The 23,859-nt window shown below is 60.8% G+C and carries 21 protein-coding genes; 1 reads left to right on the top strand and 20 read right to left on the bottom strand.

Annotated features, from left to right (window positions below; all coding sequences use genetic code 11):
• Positions 1-112 precede the first annotated feature (112 nt).
• The 13 genes from ABHR63_RS01870 to ABHR63_RS01810 all read right to left on the bottom strand — a co-directional run bounded on the left by ABHR63_RS01870 (position 113) and on the right by ABHR63_RS01810 (position 12,515).
• On the bottom strand, positions 113-739 hold the full coding sequence (locus ABHR63_RS01870; RefSeq protein WP_320677879.1) for a histidine phosphatase family protein: 627 nt from the start codon (positions 737-739) through the stop codon (positions 113-115).
• Between the two features lie 39 nt (positions 740-778).
• Positions 779-1,939, bottom strand: a complete 1,161-nt coding sequence (locus tag ABHR63_RS01865; RefSeq protein WP_488192554.1) for a cation diffusion facilitator family transporter — start codon at positions 1,937-1,939, stop codon at positions 779-781.
• A 146-nt stretch (positions 1,940-2,085) separates the two neighbouring features.
• A complete protein-coding gene (locus tag ABHR63_RS01860; protein WP_238057608.1) occupies positions 2,086-3,300 on the bottom strand; it encodes a PTS sugar transporter subunit IIC in 1,215 nt (404 codons plus the stop codon).
• A 40-nt stretch (positions 3,301-3,340) separates the two neighbouring features.
• Complete coding sequence (accD, locus tag ABHR63_RS01855; RefSeq protein WP_195569157.1) at positions 3,341-5,065, bottom strand: acetyl-CoA carboxylase, carboxyltransferase subunit beta; 1,725 nt, start codon at positions 5,063-5,065, stop codon at positions 3,341-3,343.
• A complete protein-coding gene (locus tag ABHR63_RS01850; protein WP_195569156.1) occupies positions 5,052-6,395 on the bottom strand; it encodes an acetyl-CoA carboxylase biotin carboxylase subunit in 1,344 nt (447 codons plus the stop codon). The genes accD and ABHR63_RS01850 overlap by 14 nt, the downstream gene beginning before the upstream one ends.
• Positions 6,396-6,405: 10 nt before the next feature.
• A complete protein-coding gene (gene fabZ, locus ABHR63_RS01845; RefSeq protein ID WP_006235025.1) occupies positions 6,406-6,828 on the bottom strand; it encodes a 3-hydroxyacyl-ACP dehydratase FabZ in 423 nt (140 codons plus the stop codon).
• Between the two features lie 9 nt (positions 6,829-6,837).
• A complete protein-coding gene (gene accB / locus ABHR63_RS01840) occupies positions 6,838-7,311 on the bottom strand; it encodes an acetyl-CoA carboxylase biotin carboxyl carrier protein (protein WP_195569155.1) in 474 nt (157 codons plus the stop codon).
• A gap of 3 nt (positions 7,312-7,314) precedes the next feature.
• Positions 7,315-8,562, bottom strand: a complete 1,248-nt coding sequence (gene fabF / locus ABHR63_RS01835; RefSeq protein WP_346964755.1) for a beta-ketoacyl-ACP synthase II — start codon at positions 8,560-8,562, stop codon at positions 7,315-7,317.
• A 39-nt stretch (positions 8,563-8,601) separates the two neighbouring features.
• Complete coding sequence (fabG, locus tag ABHR63_RS01830) at positions 8,602-9,375, bottom strand: 3-oxoacyl-[acyl-carrier-protein] reductase (RefSeq protein WP_195569153.1); 774 nt, start codon at positions 9,373-9,375, stop codon at positions 8,602-8,604.
• Positions 9,376-9,405: 30 nt separating this feature from the next.
• Positions 9,406-10,332 carry an ACP S-malonyltransferase gene (locus ABHR63_RS01825; protein ID WP_238057606.1) on the bottom strand — a complete coding sequence of 309 codons (927 nt, stop codon included), beginning with the start codon at positions 10,330-10,332 and terminating at the stop codon, positions 9,406-9,408.
• Positions 10,320-11,264 (bottom strand): enoyl-[acyl-carrier-protein] reductase FabK, encoded by a 945-nt coding sequence (fabK, locus tag ABHR63_RS01820; RefSeq protein WP_195569151.1) that lies wholly within the window; start codon positions 11,262-11,264, stop codon positions 10,320-10,322. Before fabK ends, ABHR63_RS01825 begins: the two co-directional genes overlap by 13 nt.
• A 2-nt stretch (positions 11,265-11,266) precedes the next feature.
• Positions 11,267-11,503 (bottom strand): acyl carrier protein, encoded by a 237-nt coding sequence (locus ABHR63_RS01815; RefSeq protein ID WP_117639573.1) that lies wholly within the window; start codon positions 11,501-11,503, stop codon positions 11,267-11,269.
• Positions 11,504-11,555: 52 nt separating this feature from the next.
• Positions 11,556-12,515 (bottom strand): 3-oxoacyl-ACP synthase III family protein, encoded by a 960-nt coding sequence (locus tag ABHR63_RS01810; RefSeq protein WP_117745814.1) that lies wholly within the window; start codon positions 12,513-12,515, stop codon positions 11,556-11,558.
• Between the two features lie 176 nt (positions 12,516-12,691).
• Between ABHR63_RS01810 and ABHR63_RS01805 the strand changes: the two genes are divergently transcribed.
• The gene (locus ABHR63_RS01805; protein ID WP_195569149.1) at positions 12,692-13,468 is read left to right on the top strand and encodes a biotin--[acetyl-CoA-carboxylase] ligase; all 777 of its coding nucleotides are present in this window, start codon (positions 12,692-12,694) and stop codon (positions 13,466-13,468) included.
• A 116-nt stretch (positions 13,469-13,584) separates the two neighbouring features.
• Here the strand turns inward: ABHR63_RS01805 and rpsJ are convergent, their stop codons facing one another.
• The 7 genes from rpsJ to ABHR63_RS01770 all read right to left on the bottom strand — a co-directional run bounded on the left by rpsJ (position 13,585) and on the right by ABHR63_RS01770 (position 23,856).
• Positions 13,585-13,893, bottom strand: a complete 309-nt coding sequence (gene rpsJ, locus ABHR63_RS01800; protein ID WP_022094184.1) for a 30S ribosomal protein S10 — start codon at positions 13,891-13,893, stop codon at positions 13,585-13,587.
• 60 nt (positions 13,894-13,953) lie between these two features.
• Positions 13,954-16,053 (bottom strand): elongation factor G, encoded by a 2,100-nt coding sequence (gene fusA, locus ABHR63_RS01795; RefSeq protein WP_022094183.1) that lies wholly within the window; start codon positions 16,051-16,053, stop codon positions 13,954-13,956.
• A gap of 19 nt (positions 16,054-16,072) precedes the next feature.
• Positions 16,073-16,546, bottom strand: a complete 474-nt coding sequence (rpsG, locus tag ABHR63_RS01790) for a 30S ribosomal protein S7 (protein WP_006235013.1) — start codon at positions 16,544-16,546, stop codon at positions 16,073-16,075.
• Between the two features lie 73 nt (positions 16,547-16,619).
• Entirely contained in the window at positions 16,620-16,997 is a 378-nt protein-coding gene (rpsL, locus tag ABHR63_RS01785) for a 30S ribosomal protein S12 (RefSeq protein WP_006235012.1), read from the bottom strand.
• Positions 16,998-17,521: 524 nt separating this feature from the next.
• The gene (locus ABHR63_RS01780; protein ID WP_195569127.1) at positions 17,522-18,598 is read right to left on the bottom strand and encodes a DUF4179 domain-containing protein; all 1,077 of its coding nucleotides are present in this window, start codon (positions 18,596-18,598) and stop codon (positions 17,522-17,524) included.
• Complete coding sequence (locus ABHR63_RS01775; RefSeq protein ID WP_195364297.1) at positions 18,549-19,067, bottom strand: RNA polymerase sigma factor; 519 nt, start codon at positions 19,065-19,067, stop codon at positions 18,549-18,551. Before ABHR63_RS01775 ends, ABHR63_RS01780 begins: the two co-directional genes overlap by 50 nt.
• 310 nt (positions 19,068-19,377) lie before the next feature.
• Entirely contained in the window at positions 19,378-23,856 is a 4,479-nt protein-coding gene (locus ABHR63_RS01770) for a DNA-directed RNA polymerase subunit beta' (RefSeq protein ID WP_195503394.1), read from the bottom strand.
• Positions 23,857-23,859: the final 3 nt, after the last annotated feature.

Genomic DNA, 23,859 nt, shown 5'->3' with positions numbered 1-23,859 from the left:
TGCTCTCCTGTTCGTGCGGAACTCGCGACAACCTTAATATGTCTCAGGCCCGCCCCCTCCGCCGCACACTGGGAACGCCACGTTGATGTCTGCTAAACCTTGCTCGCTCAGGCTAATGACTTTGTTGGGGGTCCACTATTTGCTGGAGGGTGAACTTGCATTGGGACGGTTCGCCTTCTGCTTGTGGCTTTGCCTCATCGAAATCGAAGATCATGATGGCGCAGTTGGGGAGTTTTGCTGGGAGCTCGAAGCCCTCTGGGGCTGCAGCCTTGATGAATTGGCGGCTGGCGCTGCCGTGGCTTACTGCTAGGAGGGTTTCGATGCCCTCGGAGCCCATGAGATTGGTGAGGGTGCCTAACATGCGTTCTTGCAGCGCTTGGCTTCCTTCTCCTCCGAAGGGGACCAGGTCCTCGCCCGGATCCCAGACGTCGGTGGGTAGCGCGTCGTGCGGGCCTTCTTCGAAGGTGCCGTAGCAGCGCTCGATGATGCCTTCGCAGGGCTCGACTGCTGCGTCCGGACCGAGGAGTTCGCATGCGACAAGACTTGCCGTGTCCATGGCTCGGCCTAAGGGTGATGAGACCACTTTGTCGGGGACGACGCTGTGGGCTTTGAGCCATGCGGCCGCTGCCCGTGCCTGCTGACGGCCCAGATCGGTGAGCGGTGAATCACAGCGACCCTGGACCAGCTTTTTGACGTTGAACTCCGTCTGACCGTGGCGGAGTAGATACAGCTTCTTCATGCTCTCCCCTTCTGCATAACCTGCTTTGCCGGCACAGCCTTACTCGTGGGTATGTCCTACGTAGTCTTCGTCGATCGTAATCTTGGCAATCGACCTGGGGTATTCCGATTCGACCCGTTGTGCCAGCGCGTGCTTTAAGTCTTCGGCACTCATCTGCAGATCCGAGGGACGCACGCAGTCGAAGATCACGTTGGTGTGCGTAGGGCCCGGCACGCAACGCAAATCGTGAATCGAAAGGCGGCTATCGATTTGTTGAGCCATGGCGTTAATGCGCAAACGCATGCTTGCCACCTTGGGATCGTCGGTCACGATGGGGTCGTAGTGAAGTGTGACAATCATGCCGTCTTCGTTCCTAAACGACTGCTCGATGTTATCGAGCGTGTCGTGACTTTCCAGCGGGCTGGCCTCGGCCGCCATCTCGGCATGCGCACTTGCAAACTTCCTGCCCGGACCGTAGTCGTGAACCATCAAATCGTGAACGCCCAAAACGCCGGGATAGCTCATGATCTTGTCTCGAATGTGCTTGACCAGCTTAGGATCGGGCGACTGACCCAAAAGCGGGCTCACCGTATCTTGAATAAGTTCAAGGCCGCTCCAGCCAATATAGGCGCCAACGGCAAGGCCAACCCATGCGTCAAGATTGATGTGCGTCACCTGCGAAACAATCGCACATGCCAGCACGGCGCCTGTGGCAAGGACATCGTTCTTGGAATCCTGCGCGGTCGCATGCAGCGTCTCGGACTCAATGCGATCGCCGAGCTTTTGGTTGAGGGCCGCCATCCAGAGCTTTACGACCATCGAAAGCACTAGAACTGCCACCAGGGCAAGCGAGAACTCGACAGGTTCGGGGTGGATGATGCGCTCAACCGAGGACTTCACCAGCTCAACGCCGATCAGCAGCACGAGCGCCGCCACGACCAGACCCGAGAGATACTCGTAGCGGCCATGTCCGTAAGGATGCTCGGGGTCCGCCGGCTTGCTCGCCAGCTTAAAGCCCAGCACGCTCACGATATTCGAGCTGGCATCGGACAGGTTGTTCATGGCATCCGCCACAATCGAAACCGATCCCGACAGCACACCAATTGCGCCCTTCGCAGCACAAAGCGCAACATTAGCGAGAATACACACCATGCCCGTCAACGTGCCCACGCGCGCACGGTCGCCCTGCGCACGACGAACGATCCACTCGACCATCTTCATCAGCCCCCACGGTACTGCCTATATATATCTATTGCTCAAACGGATTGTAGTGTAGCCACTTTGTCCTTCAGATACAAAAAGGCCGCGACCCACACGGGCCACGGCCTTGGAGCATGGCAAAGGAATCGTCCTTGTGTCGCACAGGTTTACGCGCTTACTTCGGCCACGCTCTTCGAGGTTTCGGGTGAATCGGCTCCGTCCCCCATCGTCTGTCCCTTCGCCGGCACCACGCCAAAGCAGTAGCTCAGCGCCGCAGACACCGCAAATGCCACACCGCCGGCAGCGCAGCACCACAGCAGGTTCGAGATGCCGCCCGTGGCAAAGCCAATGACCATGAGGACATTCGTCATGCCGATGGTATAGGCCGTAACGTGGCCCACGGCTGCAACAAGGCCTCCGACGGCGCCGCCAATGGCCATGCACGTCAGGCACCTGCCATATTTAAAGCCGCAACCGTACAGCGCCGGCTCGCTTACGCCGCCAAGAACACCCGAGATTGAGTAGCCCAGCATGAGCGCCTTCTCGTCCTTATCCGCAACGCGGAGCGACGCGCCAAAAGGCATGCCCCAAACGGCGAACGTCGCCATCGTCGCGGCAATCAGGATGCACGAATCCGTTCCCACACTCATAAACTGCGCGTACGCAAGCGATAGAACGACGTTGCTGACGCCCGCTATCTTTAGGAACTCCCAGCCCGCGGCAAGCCCCATGAGCGTGAGCAGCGACACGATGCCACCGGAATTGCCAAGCATAAACATAAGCTGGCCCAACAGCATGCCCAGATAGCTGCCCGCCGGCGCCGTAATACACAGCGAAACCGGAACCATGACAAGCATGGTCGCAAACGGAACGAACGAAAACGCCACGGCCTTAGGGATAACGCGCTGAAAGAAACACTCCACCCGCCATAGCACGGGTACCGAGATAAGAACCGGAATAACAGTCGTCGTGTAATCGTTGACCGGCGCGGGAAGCAGACCATATACGGAAGTCATCGATGCCCCCGTCGTCGATGCGGCATCGACAAGCTTGAGTAGATCGGGCGCAATCAATACGCCGCCCAGCATCATGCCCAGCTGCTCCGAGCAACCGAGCTGGCGGGCGGCCGCCCAACCAAGATAGATGGGCAAAAAGTAGTAGCCGGCGTTATAGAGCCAACTGTAGAACAGGCGATAGATTTCAGAATCGGCAGACCACAGGCCAAGCATGCCCTCGCCCATAATGACGGCGACGGTGCGGAACAACGCCGCGCAGACAATAAAGGGCAGTGCCGACATCATGCTTTTGGACAGATAGTCCACCACGGCCATGGCGTTTGATGAAACCGTCGTTGTAAACGAGGTGTTAGAAACTTGTGGCATGGAACGCCTTTCCCAATGCGACATGCGGGCTGTCCCTTTGTCACATCGTGCGGTACTGACCGATTGCGCGGTACTTTTCGTAGCGAAGGTTTGTGAGGGTCGCGTCGTCGAGCCGCCCAAGCGCATCGAAGGCATCGAATGCCGAGGACATGACGGCACCGGCGATCTCCTCATGCGACAGGCCCCTATCGTCAACAATGCCGTCGATGATGCCGAGTGTCAGCAGATCGGGGGACGTGAGCTTAAGCGCCTCGGCGGCCTCATTCGCGCGCTCGGTATCCTTCCACAGGATCGACGCACAGGCCTCGGGGCTCACGACCGAATAGGCGGAGCTCAAGAGCATCAGGATGCGGTCGGCCACGGACAGCGCCAGCGCGCCACCAGAGCCGCCCTCGCCTGTCACCACCGAGACAATCGGTGTCTTAAGGCCGCTCATCTCCATGAGATTCTGGGCAATCGCCTCGCCCTGGCCGCGCTCCTCGGCACCGATGCCGCAAAACGCGCCCGAAGTATCGACCAGGCACAGAACCGGTCGACCAAACTTTTCGGCCTGGCGCATAAGGCGACGCGCTTTGCGGTAGCCCTCGGGATGTGCCATACCAAAGTTGCGACGCATGCGCTCTTTGGTCGTGGTGCCGCGCTCGATGGCGATGACCGTTACGGGGCGTCCGTCTTTCCAGCCAATGCCAGCCACCACAGCAGCGTCGTCGCCAAAGTAGCGGTCGCCGTGCAGCTCCACAAATCCATCCAGGCCCAGCGAGATCATCTCGCCCGCCGTGGCGCGATCTGCCGAGCGGGTCTGCTTGACAATCTCGAGCGCGGTTTTTGGTGCGGCCGAGCGCTTAAACAAGTGCCCCAGCTTTTTGCCGCGGCGACCCGTATGCACAATCTCGTGCGGTGCCCCCAGGCCGGGCGCGTGCCCTTCGTGCAGCGCCAGCAACTCGCCTACCGTGAGCGCAATCTCGCCACGCGGAACAACGGCATCGCAAAAGCCGTGCTCCAGCAAAAACTCGGAGCGCTGGAATCCCTTGGGCAGGCGCTTGTGCATGTTCTGCTCGATCACGCGCGGGCCGGCAAACGCCGTCAGGGCATCGGGCTCGGCCAGGATAATGTCGCCCTCCATGGCAAAGCTCGCGGTTACGCCTCCGGTCGTGGGGTCGGTGAGCACCGTGATATACAGGCCGCCCGCCTCGCTGTGGCGCCTAACCGCCGCAGAAATCTTGGCCATCTGCATAAGCGATGTCACGCCCTCTTGCATGCGCGCGCCGCCCGAAACGGTAAAGCCGACAACCGGCAATCCCAGCTCGGTCGCACGCTCAAATGCGCGACAGATCTTCTCGCCCACCACGGAGCCCATCGAGCCCATCATAAAGTTGGCATCCATAAAGAAGAGTGCCGTATCGCAACCGCAGATTTTGCCCCTGCCGCACACAACGGCATCGCGCTCGCCCGAACGCTCACTCACGCTCTTGAGCTTGTCGGCATAGCCGGGAAACGAGAGGAAGTCCTCCGGCGCCAGATTGGCATCCCATTCCTCAAACGTGCCCTCGTCAACCGTCATGCGCATGCGCGCGCGACCGCTCACGCGAAAGTGTTTGCCGCAACGAGGGCAGACCTCGAGGTTGTCGTGCAGGCGCGCCTCATCGATCACACGGCGGCACTCCGGGCACTTGATAAACACGTGGCGCGCGGGAAACTCGGCGCACGACTCGGTCATCGGCCCCTCGAGGACGTTGACCGTCTTCGCTTTTCTATTCATCAGCATAGAGATGCCCCATCAGATCGGTGTGGTACATGCCCGACAAGAACTCATCGTTTGCCAGCACGTCGAGTTGAAGCTCGCTGTTTTCGCTCACGCCCTCAATCACGAGCTCGCCCAGGGCCGAGCGCATCTTGCGAATGGCGCCGTCACGCGTGGGCGCGCACACGATGAGCTTGCCGAGCATGGAGTCGTAGTACGGCGGAACTTTCGCACCGGTAAACATGGCGGAATCCCAGCGCACGCGCGGACCACCCGGCACACGCAACGCGGTAACCGTTCCGCATGACGGCAGAAAGTCCGGCGTTTCGGCATTGATGCGGCACTCCATGGCGTGATTGCGGATCGGCATGTCTTCCTGCTCAAAAGGCAGAGGCTGGCCGGCCGCCACACGCAGCTGCCACTTGACCAAGTCGGTATCGGTCACAAACTCCGTAACCGGATGCTCCACCTGCAAGCGCGTGTTCATTTCCATAAAGTAGAAATTGCCGTCGTCCGAATACAGGAACTCGATGGTACCGGCTCCTTCGTAGCCGACGGCACGAGCCAGGTCACGCGCTGCCTTGTGCATGCGAGCACGAATGTCGTCGTGTCCGTCGAGGCACGGTGCGGGGCTCTCCTCGATTAGCTTTTGGTTGCGACGCTGCACCGAGCACTCGCGCTCGCCGAGCGAAAACACATGGCCCTGCTTATCGGCCATAATCTGCACCTCGACATGGTGCGCCGGCGCGACGAACTTCTCCATGTAGCACTCGCCGTCGCCAAAAACGGCCTCGCCCTCGGCACGCGCCTCGATGAACGCCTTTGCCGCATCTTCCACGCGCTCGACCTTACGAATGCCGCGACCACCACCGCCTGCACGCGCCTTAATAAGCACGGGGCAGCCAATGCGCTCGGCCTCGGCCGTTGCCTCCTCGGGGCTTTTGAGCAAATCGCAGCCCGGCACGATGGGCACGCCCGCCGCGGCAGCCGTTCGACGCGCGGCGTCCTTGTCGCCCATGCTATCGATCACCTCGGCCGAAGGACCGACAAACGCCAGGCCATACTTGTCGCAGTCGCGCACGAAGCTCGCCTTCTCGGAGAAAAAGCCATAGCCGGGATGAATTGCCTTGGCGCCCGACTTTACGGCACAGGTGAGCACGGCATCGTCGTTGAGGTAGCTCTCGGCAAGGCGCGGACCGCCGATGCAATACGCCTCGTCGGCAAGCTGCACGTGCAGCGCGTCCGCATCGGCCGTGGAATAGACGGCGACGGTTTTGATGCCCATATCGCGGCACGCGCGGATAACACGGACCGCGACCTCGCCGCGGTTGGCGATGAGCACTTTGTCGAACATGAAGCCTTCCTTAACTTTCGTGCATGAGTGCAAAAGACATATCGGCGCGGCAGCAAACCTCACCGTTGACGCTCGCAGTACCCGTCGCAAAGCGGAACGGCCCGCGCGCACGCGTGATGGAGCACACTAGATCCACCGTGTCGCCCGGGCGCACCGGACGCTTAAAGCGCACTTTATCGAGGCTCGTATAGAACGGCGTCGCGCCGCGCGCCTCCTCATCGCCCATCAGCAGCACGCAGCAGTTCTGGGCGAGCATCTCGCATTGGATCACGCCGGGGACCACCGGGTTTCCCGGAAAATGCCCCTGCAAAAAGTACTCGTCGCCCGTAATCGTGATCTTGCCGTGGGCCTCGTCGCCCACCAGCTCGGCTTCGTCGAGCAAAAGCATCGGCTCTCGATGCGGTAACAGTTCTTTAAGCTCTTCTTTGTTCATGGATATCACCTATCCGATCCTCATGAGGCAGCTGCCAAACTCCACGAGGTCGCCGTCGGCCACGCAGATCTCGAGAACCTCGCCATCCGCCTCTGCCGTCACCTCGTTGAGAACCTTCATGGCCTCGATGATGCAGAGGGTCTCGCCGGCCTTGACCTTAGAGCCCACGTGCACAAACGGCTCGTCGCCCGGCGCCGGGACAGCATAGAAAACGCCGACCATGGGAGCGGTCACCTCGGTGCCCTTGGGCTCCGGTGCGGCGGCAGGTGTCTGCGCGGCGGGCTCCGGTGCGGCAGGCGCGACTGTGGGAGCTGCAACTGGAGCGGCCATAGCGCTCGGCATGGGCATGGGTACGGCAACCGGCTGTGCGGCGCTCGCGCGCTCGAGTTCGACCGCGGTGCCATCGGGCTCCTCAACGCGTACGCGCGTGAGGCCGCGGTCCTCCATAACATCGGCTATCTCGGCAAGTCTTTTGGAATCCATGCTCTAGCTCCTCGTATATCTACGCAGCGCGATGGCGGCGTTGTGTCCGCCAAAGCCCAGGTTGGTCGAAAGCGCCCAGGTAAGGTCAGCGCGAACCGCGCGATTGGGCGTGTAGTCAAGATCGCAGGCGGGATCGGGCGTGTGGTAGTTAATGGTCGGCGGCACCACGCCCTGCTCGAGCGCCATGGCGCAGGCCATGACCTCGATGGCGCCCGTGGCACCGATCATGTGGCCGGTCATCGACTTAGTCGACGAGACGTGCGCGGCGCGCGCCGCGTCCTCGCCGAGCGCACGCTTAATGCCCGCCGTCTCGGACGAATCGTTGAGCTTGGTCGATGTGCCGTGGGCATTGATGTAGAGGCCCTCGGAAGGCCTGACGTCGCCCTCGGTCACCGCCAGCGATATCGCGCGGGCAATGCCGGCAGCCTCGGGATCAGGGCTCGTGATGTGATAGGCATCATCGGTGTTGCCGTAGCCCACGACCTCGGTATAAATGTGCGCACCGCGGGCCTGCGCATGCTCCATGCTCTCGAGCACGAGCACGCAGGCACCCTCGCCCATCACAAAGCCGTCGCGGTCTGCATCGAACGGGCGGCAAGACGTCGCGGGATCGGGGTTGGTGGTCAATGCGCGGCAGGACGTAAAGCCCGCAACGGCATCGGGGATAATGGCCGCCTCGGCGCCGCCCGCGAGGATCGCGTCGGCATAGCCGTGCTTGATGGCGCGGAACGCCTCGCCCACCGCATGGGCCGAGGTTGCGCACGCGGTCACCACGGGCAGGGTCGGGCCCTTTGCCTTGTGGCGGATTGCGATATTGCCCGATGCCATGTTGGGGATCATCATCGCGATCATATAGGGCGATGCGCGGCGGGGCCCACGTTCGGCAATCGTATGGACGTTGTCGACGAGCGTCGTCATGCCGCCCACGCCCGAGCCCACGTAGACGCCCAGGCGCTCGCGATCGATGGCGCCTTCGACATCAAAGCCCGCATCGTGCATGGCTTCGTCCGAAGCCGCCATCGCAAACTGAACGCAAGGGTCCAGATGCTTGGCGTTACGCTTGCCAAAGTACTCGTTGCCGTCAAAGCCCTTGACCTCGGCCGCCACCTTGACGGTAAACGCATCGGTATCGAAGTGCGTGATCGGTCCGATGCCGCACGTACCGGCGCACATGGCCGCCCAGGTGGCAAGCGCGGTGTTGCCGAGCGGCGATACGGCACCGATGCCGGTGATTGCAACTCTCTGTTCCATCATGGTCTCCTCATCCAAGCCGTTCTTCGGCCCTGGTTTCTACATCGCCATTCCGCCGTCGACGCGTACGACCTCGCCCGTAATGTAGGCAGCCGCATCGCTCGCCAAAAAGCGCACCACGCCGGCCACTTCCTCGGGGCGCGCCATGCGCTTTAGGGGAATCTGCTCCTCGGTTGCCGCGCGAACCTTCTCCGAGAGCTTTGCCGTCATATCCGTCTCGACAAACCCGGGGGCGACCGCGTTCACTCGTACGCCGCGGGGCGCAAGCTCGCGCGCCACCGCCTTAGTCAGGCCGATCACGCCCGCCTTGGAGGCAGCGTAGTTGGCTTGCCCGGCATTGCCCATCAGGCCCACGACCGAGCTCATGTTGACGACGCAACCGCCGCGCTGGCGCATAAAGGTCTTGGTGAGCGCGCGCGTCATATTGAATGTTCCCTTGAGATTGACATCGAGCACGCGGTCGAAGGCATCGTCGCCCATACGCATGAGCAGGCCATCGTGCGTGATGCCGGCGTTGTTGACGAGCGCCCAAATGGAGCCAAAGTTGTTGAGGACCGCTTCCACGCACGCGTTGACGGCAGCGGGGTCGGCCACGTCGCATTGATATGCGCGTGCCGCGGCGCCAACCGCCTTGCAGGCTTCGCACGTCTCGCGCGCCGCATCGACGCCACCGGCATAGACGACGGCGATATCAAAGCCGTCCTCCGCCAGACCGACAGCGCAGGCGCGGCCGATACCGCGCGAGCCACCCGTGACCAGTGCCACGCGACGCGAGTCGTTGAGCTCGAGCGTGCCGTTGTTCAAGTTGCCCATGTCATTCCTTTCGGGTTACAGCACTGTGGACTATGCGAGCTCGTCGGCAATAGCTGCGACCTGCTCGGCCGTTTCGCACGAATACACGCGAACGTCGCTCAGCGTGCGCTTGACCAGGCCCGACAGCGTTTTGCCGGGGCCGACCTCAATAAACGTGTCGATGCCCTGATCCTGCAGAGCATGCAGCGTGTCGACCCAGCGAACGGCATGGCTCACCTGGTTGCCGAGGACATCCGATGCCGCTCGCGGGTCCGCCGGATAGGGTGCCGCCGTCATGTTTGCCATGACCGGAATCAGCAGCGGAGACGGCGCGTGGCCGTCTTGGATATACGTCGCCAGCCCCTCAGTCGCCTCGGCCATATAGGGGCTATGAAATGCACCCGACACCGCGACTTTCATAGCGCGGCCACCTGCCTCTTTTACTAGGACGTCGAGCTCCTGCAGCGCCTCGGGCGCTCCGGCAACAACCGTCTGCTGCGGGCTGTTGTAGTTGACCGGCCAGCAGTCCTCGCCGGCCTGTTTTGCCAAGCCCTCGACTTGCTCCGCATCGAGCTTGATGACGGCGCGCATGCCGCCCGGATGGCGCTCGGCAGCCGCGGCCATCAGCACCGCGCGCTCGCACACGAGCTCAAAGCCTGCTCGCGTATCGAATGCCCCCGCAAAGGTGAGCGCGGCGACCTCGCCCAGCGAAAAACCTGCACAGGCGGTAGGTACCACGCCGCGCTCACGCAGGGCGGCAGCCGCTGCCAGGTCGTGAACGAACACGCACGGCTGCGTGTTCTCGGTCTGCGAGAGCTCCTCCTTCGAGGCGCTCCGGCACTGCTCGCTGGTCCCCGGGCGCACCTCGTCGGCAATGGCGAACACCTCGGCGGCCGCCGGCGATGCCTCAATCAGGTCGACGCCCATCGTGGGGTGCTGGGCGCCCTGGCCGGCAAACAGAAACGCTACGCTACCCATGCGCACGCACCTTTCAGGACGTGCTCGGCACCATCGACCAGGTCGTCGACGATTTCACGTGCGCTCTGGCACTCGTTGACCATGCCGGCAATCTGTCCACACAAAAACGAACCCTCTTCGTAATTGCCGTCCTTGGCGGCCTTGCGAAGGGCGCCCGTACCCATGGCCCCGAGCTCCTCGATGCTTACGCCCGCCGCCTCGCTCTTGGCGTAGGCGTTGGTGAAGGGGCTCTTGAGGGCACGCACCGGGTGTCCCGTCGAGCGGCCGGTCGCACGCGTCGAGGTGTCGTTGGCCTTCAGGACCATCTCTTTGTACTGCTCCGAGACGGTGCACTCGTCTGCGACCAGAAAGCGCGTACCCACTTGCACGCCTTCGGCGCCCAGCATAAAGGCGGCCGCCACGCCGCGGCCGTCGGCAATACCGCCGGCGGCCACGACGGGAATGTCAACCGCATCGACGACCTGCGGCACCAGTGCCATCGTCGAGGTCTCGCCAATATGGCCGCCCGATTCGGTACCCTCGGCAACAACCGCCGTGGCTCCACGACGTGCCACGAGGCGCGCCAGCGCCACCGAGGCAACGACCGGGATGACCTTGATGCCCGCCTCGTTCCACGCCTTCATGTACTTGGCGGGATTGCCGGCGCCCGTCACGACAACCGGCACTCGCTCGTCAATCACGACCTGCGCGACCTCGTCGGCAAACGGGCTCATGAGCATGACGTTGACGCCAAAGGGCTTATCCGTCTTGGCGCGCAGCTCATGAATCTGGTCGCGAAGCCAGTTGGCGTCGGCGTTCATGGCCGCGATGATGCCTAAGCCACCCGCCTCGGACACTGCGGACGCCAGCGAGGCATCGGCAATCCAGGCCATACCGCCCTGGAACACGGGCTTTTCGATGCCGAGCAGATCGCAGAGAGGAGTCTTGAGCATCTCTACTTCTCCAATGCCGCCTCGACCGTATCGGCGAACTCGCCGACCGTCTTGGGGTTCTCCTCGGTATCGAGCTCAATGCCAAACTCGTCCTCGACGGCAACGAGGATCTCGACGGTGCCCAGGCTGTCGAGACCAATCTCCTCGAGCGTGGACTCGGGCTTCATCTCGACATCGTCAAGACCGGCGGTCTCGCGGATAACGTCGCAAACGCGCTCGAAGGTCTTCTGATCTGCCATGGTAGTTCTCCTTTGTTTGTGCCCTAGGGGCGTTTTTATTTCCTATGTGCGACTACTTCCAACGAAGCAGATAGCCACCTATATCCAGACCGGCGCCAAATCCAACCAAGGCGATGGTGTCGCCTGTGTGAAGTGCACCGGCGTTTGCCAGCCGGTCGAGGGCAAGCGGAATGCATGCGCTCGAAATGTTGCCGGTCTCGCGCAACGTGCGAACCACGCGCTCGTCCGGCACGCCCAGGCGCTTGACCGCCTGGCTCAGGATTCGTTCGTTAGCCTGATGGAATACAAAATGATCGATGTCTTCGACCAAAATGCCCGCATCGATCGCAAGCTTATGGACCGTGTCGCAGATGGCGTTGACGCCGAACTTGAACACGCGGCGGCCGTTCATGGACAGCACGCTCGCGCTATCTGCGGAAGCCCTAAACGGCGAGGTACCGACCAGACCGGGAACGCGCAACGTCTCGACGTCGGGCGCCGTCGAAAGCTCAACGGCAAGGGGGTTGTCTCCCCCAGCTTCAATCACTGCGGCGCCTGCCCCATCGCCAAAAAGCACGCAGGTGGCACGGTCGGTCCAGTCGAGCGCGCGCGTCATCTGCTCGGCAGCAACAACAAGCACGCGCTCGGCACGGCTGCGGGCGATATAGCCCTCGGCGACATCGAGCGCAAATACGAAGCCGGCACAAGCCGCCGAGACATCGAAGGCAGGGCACGTCGCGCCAAGTCGCTCAGCAACGGCACACGCCTCGGCGGGAACAAGGTGGTCACCCGTCGTCGTCGAGCAGACGATCAGATCCAGCTGGCTCGCGTCGATTCCGGACACCTGGAGTGCCCGCTCGCTCGCCGCTACGGCAAGGTCGTCAAGTGACTCGGTGGTGCAGACGTGGCGGCTCTTGATGCCTGTACGGGTAAAAATCCACTCATCCGAGGTATCGAGGAACTCAGACAGCTCGTCATTGGAAACGCTGCGCTCAGGAAGCGCCGAGCCTGTTCCAAGAATCGTGAAACCCATCACTAACCTCCTTTGAGTTGTTGACGTGTTTACATCGACCAAGAGAGGATAACGCATTTCAGTCTTTGTTGACGTGTTAACATTAAATTGTCCAAATGCGACAAAGGCTTCACATTGTGTCTATCTCTCGACACCATTGCGCGATTGCCTTATTTACTTAGGAGGTAGCAGCTGTTATGGATTCTCGTTTAACGATAGTCGACGTAACCGGATCGACCAACGATGACCTGCTCGAAGCAGGAAAACAGGGGGCGCCGCACGGCACAGGACTTGCCGCCCGGGCTCAAACAGCAGGGCGCGGCCGGCGCGGGCACAAGTGGGACTCAACCGTCGGCAACTTATTGCTTTCGCTTGTCCTGCGCCCATGCGTTAATCCTGCAAAGTTCTCTGGTCTTGCCGCCGTCAGCGGCCTAGCGGTGCTCGAAGCACTCGAAAAGCAGGGTCTTGCAAACGAGATTCGCCTTAAATGGCCCAACGACCTTGTCGCGCGAGGACGCAAGCTCGGCGGCATTCTGGTCGAGGCCGCACGCGATAACGAAGGCAAACCTTTCGCCGTCTGCGGCATTGGCGTCAATGTGAACTATGCGCCCCAAGAGGTGCCCGATGGCGGCCTGCCGGCAATCGGTCTCTCGGATCTCAACGAGAGCGTACCTGCCGTCGACATGCTCCTCGATGAGGTCTATCACGCAGTTATAGACGCTGCAGATGCCTGGGCAGAGCGCCTCAACGCCAAGGAAGAAGATGCCGGTCCGCTCGCGCCCGTCCACGACGAATATATCGCCCACCTTAATTGGATCGGGAAGCACGTTATCGCCCGCTCCCCCGCTGGAGACGAGCTGGCACGAGGCATATTTAGAACGGTCGACGATTGCGGCCGAGCATGCATTGAGACCGAGAGCGGCTTGTGCGTCTTCCACTTCGAAGAAGCATCCTTGCGCCCCCTGAGCGAATAGGGCGCCGCAGCCGTCGGCTCGGCAGACGAATTCGCTATCCCAAAATCTAAACTCAAAACAAAAGGGCCCCGCTGCCATAACGGCAGCGGGGCCCTTTAAGCTATGGGCGATATCGCTTAGAGCTTGATGTCGATGTCGACGCCAGCGGGGAGGTCGAGACGCATGAGCGAATCAACAGTGCCCGAGGTGGGATCGAGGATGTCGATGAGGCGCTTGTGGGTGCGCATCTCGAACTGCTCACGGGAGTCCTTGTTCACGTGCGGCGAGCGGATAACCGTGTACAGGTTGCGCTCGGTGGGCAGGGGGACAGGACCGGAAACGCGAGCGCCGGTCTTCTGAGCGGTCTCGACGATGAGCTTCGCGGACTGATCGACGACCTCGTGATCATAGCCCTTGAGGCGAATGCGGATCTTCTGGGTAGCCAACTTAAACCTCCAAAGAGTGCGAGAGACGTTCTCGCGGATTACGTAACAGGGAGCTCGAACTTAGGCGTTCTTGCTCATGACCTCGTCCACGATGGACTTGGGCGCGGGCTCATAAGAGTCGAACTGCATCGTGTAAGATGCACGGCCCTGGGTCTGGGAGCGAAGGTCGGTAGCGTAACCGAACATCTCGCCCAGCGGCACCTTGGCACGGATGAGCTTGCTGTTCTTGCGATCCTCCATGCCCTCGATCTTGCCGCGGCGACCGGAGAGGTTGCCCATAACGTCGCCCATGTACTGCTCGGGGGTCTCGACCTCGACAGCCATGATCGGCTCGAGCAGCTGCGGATCGGACTTCTTGAGGGCGTCCTTGATAGCCATGGAACCGGCGATCTTGAAGGCGGCCTCGGAGGAGTCGACCTCGTGGTAAGAACCGTCGAACAGGGTGACCTTAACGTCGAGGACCGGGAAGCCGGCGATAACACCGGTGTTCAGGGCCTCCTGGATGCCCTTGTCGATGGACGGGATGTACTCCTTGGGCACGACGCCGCCGACGATAGCGTTGACGAACTCGTAGCCGAAGCCCTCCTCCATCTTCTCGAGCTTGATGACGGCGTGGCCGTACTGACCGCGACCGCCGGACTGGCGGACGAACTTGCCCTCAGCCTTCTCGACGTCGTGACCAGCGGTCTCGCGGTAGGCGACCTGGGGCTTACCGACGTTAGCGTCAACCTTGAACTCGCGGAGCAGACGGTCGACGATGATCTCGAGGTGCAGCTCGCCCATGCCGGCGATGATGGTCTGGCCGGTCTCGTGGTTGGTGGACACCTGGAAGGTCGGGTCCTCCTCGGCGAGCTTGGTCAGAGCCAGGGACATCTTGTCCTGCTCGGCCTTGGTCTTGGGCTCGATGGCAACGTCGATAACGGGCTTAGCGAACTCGATCTTCTCGAGGACGATCTCCTTGCCCTCGGCGCACAGAGTGTCGCCGGTGGTGGAGTTCTTGAAGCCGACGCAAGCGACGATGTCGCCGGCGGCAGCGTCGTCACGGTCGATACGCTCGGCGGCGTTCATCTCGAGGATGCGGCCGAGGCGCTCGCGCTGACCGTTGGAAGCGTTGACCACGTAGGAGCCGGACTCGGCGCGGCCGGAGTAAACGCGGACGTAGGTGAGCTTACCGACGAACGGGTCGGTCATGATCTTGAAGACCAGGCCGGAGAAGGGCTCGTCGAAGGAAGGATGACGCTGGATCTCCTCACCGGTGTCCGGATCGGTACCGGTGACGGCCTCAACGTCGAGCGGGCTGGGCAGGTAGTCGACGACAGCGTCGAGCAGCTCCTGGACGCCCTTGTTCTTGTAGGCAGAACCCACGAAGACGAGGTTGAGCTCGTTGGCCAGAACGCCCTTGCGCAGAGCAGCCTTGAGCTCCTCGACGGTGAAGTCCTCCTCCATGAGGATCTTCTCCATGAGCTCGTCGTCAAAGCTGGCAGCAGCGTCAAGGAGCTCCTCGCGCTTGGTGGCAGCGATGTCGGCAAACTCAGCCGGGATCTCGTCCATCGGCTCGGGGTAGGTCATACCCTTCTCGTCGGCCTTGAAGTCCCATGCAGTCATGGTGACCAGGTCGATGACGCCCCAGAAGTTGTCCTCGGCGCCCATCGGGACCTGAGCGGCCACGGCGTTAGCATCGAGACGATCCTTCATGGTCTCGATAGCATTGAAGAAGTCAGCGCCCACGCGGTCATACTTGTTGATGAAGGCGATGCGGGGGACGTTGAAGGTAGAAGCCTGACGCCAAACGGTCTCAGACTGGGGCTGAACGCCGGCAACGGCGTCGAAGACGGCGACAGCGCCATCGAGGACGCGCAGGCAGCGCTCGACCTCGGCGGTGAAGTCAACGTGGCCCGGGGTGTCGATGATCTGGATGCGGTAGTCCTTACCGTCCTTGTTCCAGAAGCACGTGGTAGCAGCGGAGGTAATGGTTACGCCGCGCTCCTGCTCCTGAACCATCCAGTCCATGGTGGCAGCGCCCTCATGGACCTCACCGATCTTGTGGGTCTTACCGGTGTAGTAAAGAATACGCTCGGTCGTGGTGGTCTTACCGGCATCGATGTGGGCCATGATGCCGATGTTACGGGTATCGGAAAGCTTGTACTTAGGCTTAGCCATGTTAGTTCCTTACCTTAACTTACCAACGATAGTGAGAGAACGCGCGATTGGCCTCGGCCATCTTGAAGACGTCCTCACGCTTCTTGACGGAAGCGCCCAGGCCGTTGGAAGCGTCGAGGATCTCGTTGGCGAGACGCTCGGCCATGGTCTTCTCCTTGCGAGCGCGGGAGAAGTTGACGATCCAGCGGATACCCAGAGCGGTGGAACGACGGGAGTTGACCTCCATCGGGACCTGATAGGTAGCGCCACCGACACGCTTGGGCTTAACCTCGAGCGTGGGCTTGACGTTGTCCATAGCCTTCTTGAAGGTAGCGAGAGCGTCGCCACCCTCGGACTTCTCGGCAACGATCTCGAAAGCGGTGTAAACGATGCGCTCAGCGGTGGCCTTCTTGCCGTCAAGAAGGACCTTGTTGATGAGCTGAGTCACCAGGCGGTTGTTGTAAACGGCGTCAGGCTGAACCTCACGACGATTAGCTGCTGCACGACGCGGCATGTGAAATCTCCTTAAGTGTCTACCGTGCGGCGCTTAGGCGGCACACGGCGAAAGTATCAAAACGTTATCTGGCTTATTTAGCCTTGGGGCGCTTAGCACCGTACTTGGAACGGGCCTGCATACGGTTCTGGACCGGAGCAGCGTCGTAGGCGCCACGGATGACGTGATAACGGACACCAGGGAGGTCACGGACACGACCGCCGCGGACGAGCACGATGGAGTGCTCCTGCAGGTTGTGGCCCTCACCCGGGATGTAAGCAGTAACTTCGATGCCGTTGACAAGGCGAACACGGGCAACCTTACGAAGAGCCGAGTTCGGCTTCTTGGGGCTCGTGGTGAAGACGCGGGTGCACACGCCGCGCTTCTGGGAGTTGTGCTGCAGAGCAGCGTTCTTGGACTTCTTGGGCACGGAACGACGGCCCTGGCGAACCAGCTGGTTAATAGTAGGCAAAGCGTACTCCTTCTCGAATGATTCCAGCTTTCTGTAAAGTGCAACGGCTTGAATCGAGGGGTCAGCATCCCCCTACGAAACACGCAGTTCGATAGGATACGTGGCGTTAGCTGTGCCGTCAACAGACCACGCCGCCGGGCGTATCCCAAAATAGCCATATTTCCGCAAAGCCTACACAAAAGGAATCCCCTCCTGTGCGCGGGGGCGGATTCCCGGCCCGGGCGGCCCGCTGTTTAAGTTTGCTGCTCTACAGTCCTGCGCAAGACGGAAAGCACATTAAGTGCTTTCCTTTGCGTGCGGAACTCGCGACAAACTTAAACAGCGGGCCGCCCGGGCCGGGAATCCGACGTGCTTGTCGGGGCAACGTTCCCTTCCAAATAGGGACAGGTTTATTTTGGTCGGTTTTATCTGGGGAAACGTCGCGCTCCAGCGGTGATCTGCTCTCATCTGTCGCATGGAAATCGGCGGCGTTTCCATTTAACGCAAAAGAGGCCGCTTCCCCTAGTAGGAAGCGACCCCAAATCTTACGAATAGACGATGGTAAAGGGCTCTTTCGTTTCGGTCTCCCCTGTTGATGTATACCTCACAATTTCAAGGGTTACCGAGACAACTTGATCGACATCAATCAACTTCGTTGGCACCCAGATGTTCTCTCCGCTATTGCGCCCATAAGAAAAATATAAGTTGAACACCCCTGCGTCGTCATCTTCGATAATCTGCTCCGATCCATCCTTGTAGCTGACGGTCAGCTTATTATCAACTGCTTCATAGCCCAAATCATCGATGTGCGTCTGGATGGAAAACGGGCTAATCTCAAGAGGCGAGTCACCGGAGCGGAGTTCCTTTGTATCGACGTACGCTCCAATATTGAACTCGGGTGTCGACGCCTCAAACCGCCTCGCACTCTCACCTTCACCCTCGGTCCAATGGATATTCCAGGTGACAGCATGTTGCAAATCTCGCTCGCGATCCATAGCGGCAAAGTACATCGTGCCATTAATGACAGTATCGCTTGATGTGTCCTTATCAATTGTGCTGCGTGTGTCAGGCCATTCCTCGCCGAACTTCATATCGGGCGTGCCGATGCCCTGCTCTTCTTCACCATAGAGAACAAGTTCGCCAATCTCTGCTGCTGGCTTGTAGTAGTTAACTCCATTTGGATTGGACAACGTAAACGTCACGGCTCCGCAGCCGTTTTGGTCGATTGCCATCTCATGGATATCAAGCGTATAGCCGTTGCCCTCGACGGACAGATTAACCTCCTGGACTGCGCCTTCCAGGCTTTGGGGCGCGATGCCATCGCCAAACTCTCTGGTGTAGGTATATTTAGTTCCCGATGAGCCGCCGTTGGTCCAGGTAATGGAATCCCCGTTGCCGTGGTTTCCCCAGGCAGAGGCAAAATAGCTGGAATTGACGACGGCGTAGGCGACCCCTCCGGTCGCCAGCACTCCGGCAAGGCATCCGATCACGGCAACATACAGAGGCTTCGCGTGACCCTTTCGGCGAAGCGGCTCACCAGCAGCGGCATAAAGAACACGGTCAGCAAGATCGCTATCGGCTTGGACGGACTCGAAGGCCTGCTTGATTTGATTGGATTTCACGGTCGCCCTCCTCTAGGATGAACTTGAGCTTCGATCTGCCGCGAGCCAAACGCGTTCGAACAGTCGCGGCTGGCACATGCAATAACTCGGCAATCTCTGAGGTCGAAAAGCCCAGATAGTAATAGAGCATGATGGGAACACGGAATCGTTCCGGAAGTCGCATAACGTCTGACAGGACCGCCTTGGTCTCCTCCTGCGCCGTCGAAAGCGAATCGGCCAGGTTCTCAATATCCTCCACACGCCTCCATGGCTTTCGAAAGAGAGATTTGCATTCATTGATCGTGACCCGAATAAGCCATCGACGAAGATGTTCCCAGCTTTCAAATTGGGCATCGCTTTTGAGTAACTTCAGAAAGACGTCTTGAGCGACATCGTCGGCATCGGCACGATCGCGCAGATACGTCAATGCGATTCGAAACACGACATCACGGTGATCCTCGACCGCCTGTCTAAATGCTTGTTCTTCCATAATCACCTCCCGGTGATGCTGATGTTTCTTGCTGAGGCCCTCACCATAGATACGCTTTGACCGAACGAAATGTTTCAAATTCAAGCAGGAATAACCTACCAAAAAAACCCTGCCCCTTATTGGCAAGGGATCGACGGAACGCAACAGGTTGAGCATACGCAAGCGAGCGGCCCCCAGAGCGTACAAGGTGGCATGAAAAAGGCAGGGCATTGACCTTTTGGTCATGCCCTGCCTTTTGAATGACAGATTGTAGCTCTGGGGGCCGCGCAGCGACGGAGATCGCCGCCGTTCGCTAGAACGGCGGAACTAGTTACTCCTCGTCGTTGTCCTTGGCCTCTTCGGCGTCGTCGGTGTCCACGAGCTGGTTGAGCAGCTCGTCGAGGGAAGCCATGTCCTCGTTGATAGCACCGTTGGCGGGAGCCTTCTTGTCGTCGATCGGGGCGCCCAGGAGCTCCTCGTCGGCGTCGGCGTGATGCGTCGGCGCGGCGGAGGTGCCCAGCAGGATGTCGTCCGGACCGTCGGGGCTAAAGACCATCTGCAGCAACTGCGAGAGGTCTTCCTCATCGGCAACGTCGTCGTTGTTCTCGAGGATGTAGAGCAGATCGTGGGCCTCGAGGCCGTCACGGAGCTCCTCGATTGCCTTGGCACCGATACCATCGATGCGCAGCAGATCTTCCTCGGACTTGCCGACCAGGTCGCCGACCGTCTCGATGCCGACCTCGCTGAACTTGTTGGTCCAGCGCTGCGACACGCCCAGGTCGTCGAACAGGTACAGGCGAGCCTTCTCGGCGGAGATGGTGTGGCCGTTGCGGGTGAACGAACCGTCAGCACCACCGAACTCGTCGTAGCCGGCCCAGTCGAGCTGCTGCGGGAGCTGCTCGTCCAGGTCCTTGAGCTCCACAGGAGCCCACTCGGGCAGCGACTTGGCGTTGGGCGAAGCCGGGCCGTCGATGTCCACGTAGCCGTCGGCCGTGCGATACGTCAGCTTGGCGTTGGCGTACGGCTTGAGGCCAGTACCAGCCGGGATCTTTTTACCGACAATGACGTTGGACTTAAGGTCGAGCAGGTGGTCGACCTTGCCCTCGATGGCAGCCTCGGTAAGGACGCCGGCGGTACGGATGAACGAAGCGCTCGACAGCCAGGAGTCGATGTTGGACGCGACCTTGAGCGTACCCAGGATGACGGGCTCGGCCACAGGAGCCTGACCGCCCAGACGGGCAACGCGCTCGACCTCGTCGGCGAACTCGTAGCGGTCGACGTACTGACCAAGCAGGTACTTGGAGTCGCCGGGGTTGGTAATCTGAACGCGACGCAGCATCTGACGTGCGAGCACCTCGATGTGCTTGTCGTTCAGGTCGACGCCCTGGCTGGTGTATACGTCCTTAACGCTCTCGACGAAGGTGTGCATCGTCGACTCGATGTCGGTCAGCTTGCGCAGGTTACGGAAGTTGACGAAGCCCTTGGTGATCTGATCGCCGGCGCGAACCTCGCAGCCGTCCTCGATCTCGGGCATAAAGCGCACCGAAGCGGGGACGCGGCGCTCGTCGAGGACACGGGTGTGATCCTCGGAGTCGGTGAGCGTCAGCACGTACTCGGACTTCTCGGGCTTAATCGAGAGGTGGCCGGAGTACGGAGCCAGCTCGGCCTCGCGACCCAGGATCTTCTCGTTGACGTTGCCGACGATATCGAACATACGGCTGACCGTAGGCAGACCCTGCGTAATATCGTCGACGCCAGCGACGCCGCCGGAGTGAATGGTACGCATCGTAAGCTGCGTACCGGGCTCGCCGATGGACTGGGCGGCAATAATGCCGACCGCAGTACCGATGGCGACCGGACGACGGGTGGAAAGATCCCAGCCGTAGCACTTCTGGCACACGCCGTACTTGGAGCGGCAGGTGAGCAGCGCGCGAAGCTTGACCTTCTTAAGGCCGGCATCGACCATCTTCTGGATGTCGGCGACCTTCTCGATGTAGCCGTCCTGCTCAAAGAGCACGGTGCCATCGGGAGCCACGACGTCCTCAATGAAGCAACGGCCGACGAGGTCGGTGTTGAGGTCGGTGGTGCCGGGGATGATGAGGTTGTAGGTGACGCCCTCGTGCGTACCGCAGTCCTCCTCGCGGACGATGACGTCCTGGGCCACGTCGACAAGACGACGGGTCAGGTAACCAGAGTCCGAGGTGTGGGATGCGGTATCGACCAGGCCCTTACGGGCGCCGTAGGTCGAAATGAAGTACTCGAGCGGCAGCAGACCCTCGCGGAAGTTCGCCTTAATGGGAAGGTCGATCGTCTCGCCGGACATGTCTGCCATCAGGCCACGCATGCCGCCGAGCTGACGCAGCTGGGTCTTAGAACCACGGGCGCCGGAGTCGGCCATCATGTACAGCGGGTTCTCCTCGTCGAACATGTCGAGCATGAGCGCTGCAACCTTATCGGTACAAGCGGTCCACTCGTTAACGACTTCGATGTGGCGCTCCGTCTCGTTGATGAAGCCCTCCTCGAAGTACTCGTTGATCTGGTCGACGTTGGCCTGGGCGCGGTCGAGCAGCTCCTGCTTCTCGGCAGGGATGAGAGCGTCCCACACCGAGATGGTGAGGCCGGCGCGGGTAGCGTAGTGGAAGCCGGAGTACTTGATGGCGTCAAGGATCGGGCCGACCTTGGCCTCGGGGTAACGATCGCAGCAGTCGGCAACCAGCTTGGCCACGTCGCCCTTGACCATCTTGTAGTTCATGAACTCGTAGTCTTCGGGCAGGCACTGGCGGTTGAAGATGATGCGGCCGATAGAGGTCTCGAAGCGAGCGGTCTTATTGCCGGTGACATCGTAGTCGACGAACTCGTTCTTGCCGTTCTTGACGCGGAAGATACGGGTGCCGTCCTCGTTGATGACGTTGGCATCGGCAGCGGACACGCGGACCTGGATCTTGGCCTGCATGTCGACCTCGGAGCGGCAGTCATAGGCGTGCAGTGCGTCGTCGAAGCTCGAGAACACGTGGTTCTCGCCCGGCAGACCCTCGCGGACCTGGGTGAGGTAGTACACACCGATGATCATGTCCTGCGAGGGGATGTTAACCGGCTTGCCGGATGCCGGCGAGCGCAGGTTGTTCGCAGAGAGCATGAGCACGCGAGCCTCGGCCTGAGCCTGGCTGGACAGCGGCACGTGGACAGACATCTGGTCGCCGTCGAAGTCGGCGTTGAAGGGCGAGCAGACCAGCGGGTGCAGGTGGATAGCCTTGCCCTCGACCAGCACCGGCTCAAAGGCCTGGATGGACAGACGGTGCAGGGTCGGTGCACGGTTGAGCAGCACGACGCGGCCGTCGATGACCTCTTCGAGGATATCCCACACAAAGGTGGCACCGCGGTCGATAGCGCGCTTGGCGCCCTTGATGTTCTCGACCTTGCCAAGCTCGACCAGGCGCTTCATGACGAAGGGCTTGAAGAGCTCCAGCGCCATGGTCTTGGGCAGACCGCACTGGTGCAGCAGCAGCTTGGGGTCGGTAACGATAACCGAACGGCCGGAGTAGTCGACACGCTTACCCAGCAGGTTCTGACGGAAACGACCCTGCTTGCCCTTGAGGGCCTCGGCGAGCGACTTGAGCGGGCGACCGCCACGACCAGAGACCGGGCGACCACGACGGCCGTTGTCGAACAGGGCGTCCACGGACTCCTGGAGCATGCGCTTCTCGTTGTTCACGATAATCGCAGGGGCGTCCAGGTCGAGCAGGCGCTTGAGTCGGTTGTTACGGTTGATCACGCGACGATACAGGTCGTTGAGGTCGGACGCAGCGAAGCGGCCGCCGTCAAGCTGGACCATCGGGCGCAGATCGGGCGGAATGACCGGGATGACGTCCAGAATCATGTTCGCGGGGCTGTTGCCGCCCTTCAGGAAGGCGTCAACGACCTCGAGGCGCTTGACGGCCTTCTCGCGCTTCTGCTTCTGGGAGTCCTCGTCGGCGATGATGGCCTTGAGCTTCTCGGCCTCGGAGGGGAGGTCGATGGCAGCGAGCAGGTCGCGGACGGCCTCGGCACCCATGCCACCCTTGAAGTACATGGAGTAGTAACGGGTCATCTCGCGGAACAGCGGCTCATCAGAGATGAGGTCGCGCTCGGTGAGCTTCATGAAGGCGTTGAAGGCGTCCGTGCGGAGCTGCTTCTCGTCCTTGCACTCTTCCTCGATGTCGACGATGCCAGAGGCAATCTCCTCGGGGGTCAGCGGCTCCTCGTCGGAGAACTCGTCAAAGTTCTCGGGGTTGCCCTGCTCCTTGAGGGACTCAATCTGGCGGGCGCACTCGGCATCGATCTCTTCCAGATCGGCGGCGAGCTCCTCGCGCAGGTCGTCGGCGTCGGCCTCGCGAGCCTCGTAGTCGACCTCGGTGATGATGTAGCTGGCAAAGTACAGAACCTTCTCGAGGTCCTTGGACTTGATGTCGAGCATACGGCTCATCGGGAAGCTCGTGGGGCTCTTGAAATACCAGATGTGGGACACGGGAGCGGCGAGCTCGATGTGGCCCATGCGGTCGCGACGCACCTTGGCCGAGGTGACCTCGACGCCGCAGCGCTCGCAGACGATGCCCTTAAAGCGGATGCCCTTGTACTTGCCGCAGGAGCACTCCCAGTCCTTGGCGGGACCGAAGATCTTCTCGCAGAACAGGCCGTCCTTCTCGGGCTTGAGGGTACGGTAATTGATGGTCTCCGGCTTCTTAACCTCACCGTGCGACCAGGAACGGATCTGGTCGGCGGAGGCAAGGGAGATCTTTACCGAGTCAAAATCAGTAGCTTCGAAATCTGCCACAGT

This window comes from Collinsella aerofaciens (assembly GCF_039752775.1).
Lineage (GTDB): Bacteria > Actinomycetota > Coriobacteriia > Coriobacteriales > Coriobacteriaceae > Collinsella > Collinsella aerofaciens_R.
The sequence above is the reverse complement of the archived record's forward strand: the minus strand, read 5'-3'. Positions and strand labels throughout refer to the sequence as shown.

Coding starts and splice junctions, on each gene's coding strand:
- ABHR63_RS01870 (WP_320677879.1), bottom strand. CDS start 739: ATGAAGAAGCTGTATCTACTCCGCCACGGTCAGACGGAGTTCAACGTC.
- ABHR63_RS01865 (WP_488192554.1), bottom strand. CDS start 1,939: ATGAAGATGGTCGAGTGGATCGTTCGTCGTGCGCAGGGCGACCGTGCG.
- ABHR63_RS01860 (WP_238057608.1), bottom strand. CDS start 3,300: ATGCCACAAGTTTCTAACACCTCGTTTACAACGACGGTTTCATCAAAC.
- accD (WP_195569157.1), bottom strand. CDS start 5,065: ATGCTGATGAATAGAAAAGCGAAGACGGTCAACGTCCTCGAGGGGCCG.
- ABHR63_RS01850 (WP_195569156.1), bottom strand. CDS start 6,395: ATGTTCGACAAAGTGCTCATCGCCAACCGCGGCGAGGTCGCGGTCCGT.
- fabZ (WP_006235025.1), bottom strand. CDS start 6,828: ATGAACAAAGAAGAGCTTAAAGAACTGTTACCGCATCGAGAGCCGATG.
- accB (WP_195569155.1), bottom strand. CDS start 7,311: ATGGATTCCAAAAGACTTGCCGAGATAGCCGATGTTATGGAGGACCGC.
- fabF (WP_346964755.1), bottom strand. CDS start 8,562: ATGGAACAGAGAGTTGCAATCACCGGCATCGGTGCCGTATCGCCGCTC.
- fabG (WP_195569153.1), bottom strand. CDS start 9,375: ATGGGCAACTTGAACAACGGCACGCTCGAGCTCAACGACTCGCGTCGC.
- ABHR63_RS01825 (WP_238057606.1), bottom strand. CDS start 10,332: ATGGGTAGCGTAGCGTTTCTGTTTGCCGGCCAGGGCGCCCAGCACCCC.
- fabK (WP_195569151.1), bottom strand. CDS start 11,264: ATGCTCAAGACTCCTCTCTGCGATCTGCTCGGCATCGAAAAGCCCGTG.
- ABHR63_RS01815 (WP_117639573.1), bottom strand. CDS start 11,503: ATGGCAGATCAGAAGACCTTCGAGCGCGTTTGCGACGTTATCCGCGAG.
- ABHR63_RS01810 (WP_117745814.1), bottom strand. CDS start 12,515: ATGGGTTTCACGATTCTTGGAACAGGCTCGGCGCTTCCTGAGCGCAGC.
- ABHR63_RS01805 (WP_195569149.1), top strand. CDS start 12,692: ATGGATTCTCGTTTAACGATAGTCGACGTAACCGGATCGACCAACGAT.
- fusA (WP_022094183.1), bottom strand. CDS start 16,053: ATGGCTAAGCCTAAGTACAAGCTTTCCGATACCCGTAACATCGGCATC.
- rpsG (WP_006235013.1), bottom strand. CDS start 16,546: ATGCCGCGTCGTGCAGCAGCTAATCGTCGTGAGGTTCAGCCTGACGCC.
- ABHR63_RS01775 (WP_195364297.1), bottom strand. CDS start 19,067: ATGGAAGAACAAGCATTTAGACAGGCGGTCGAGGATCACCGTGATGTC.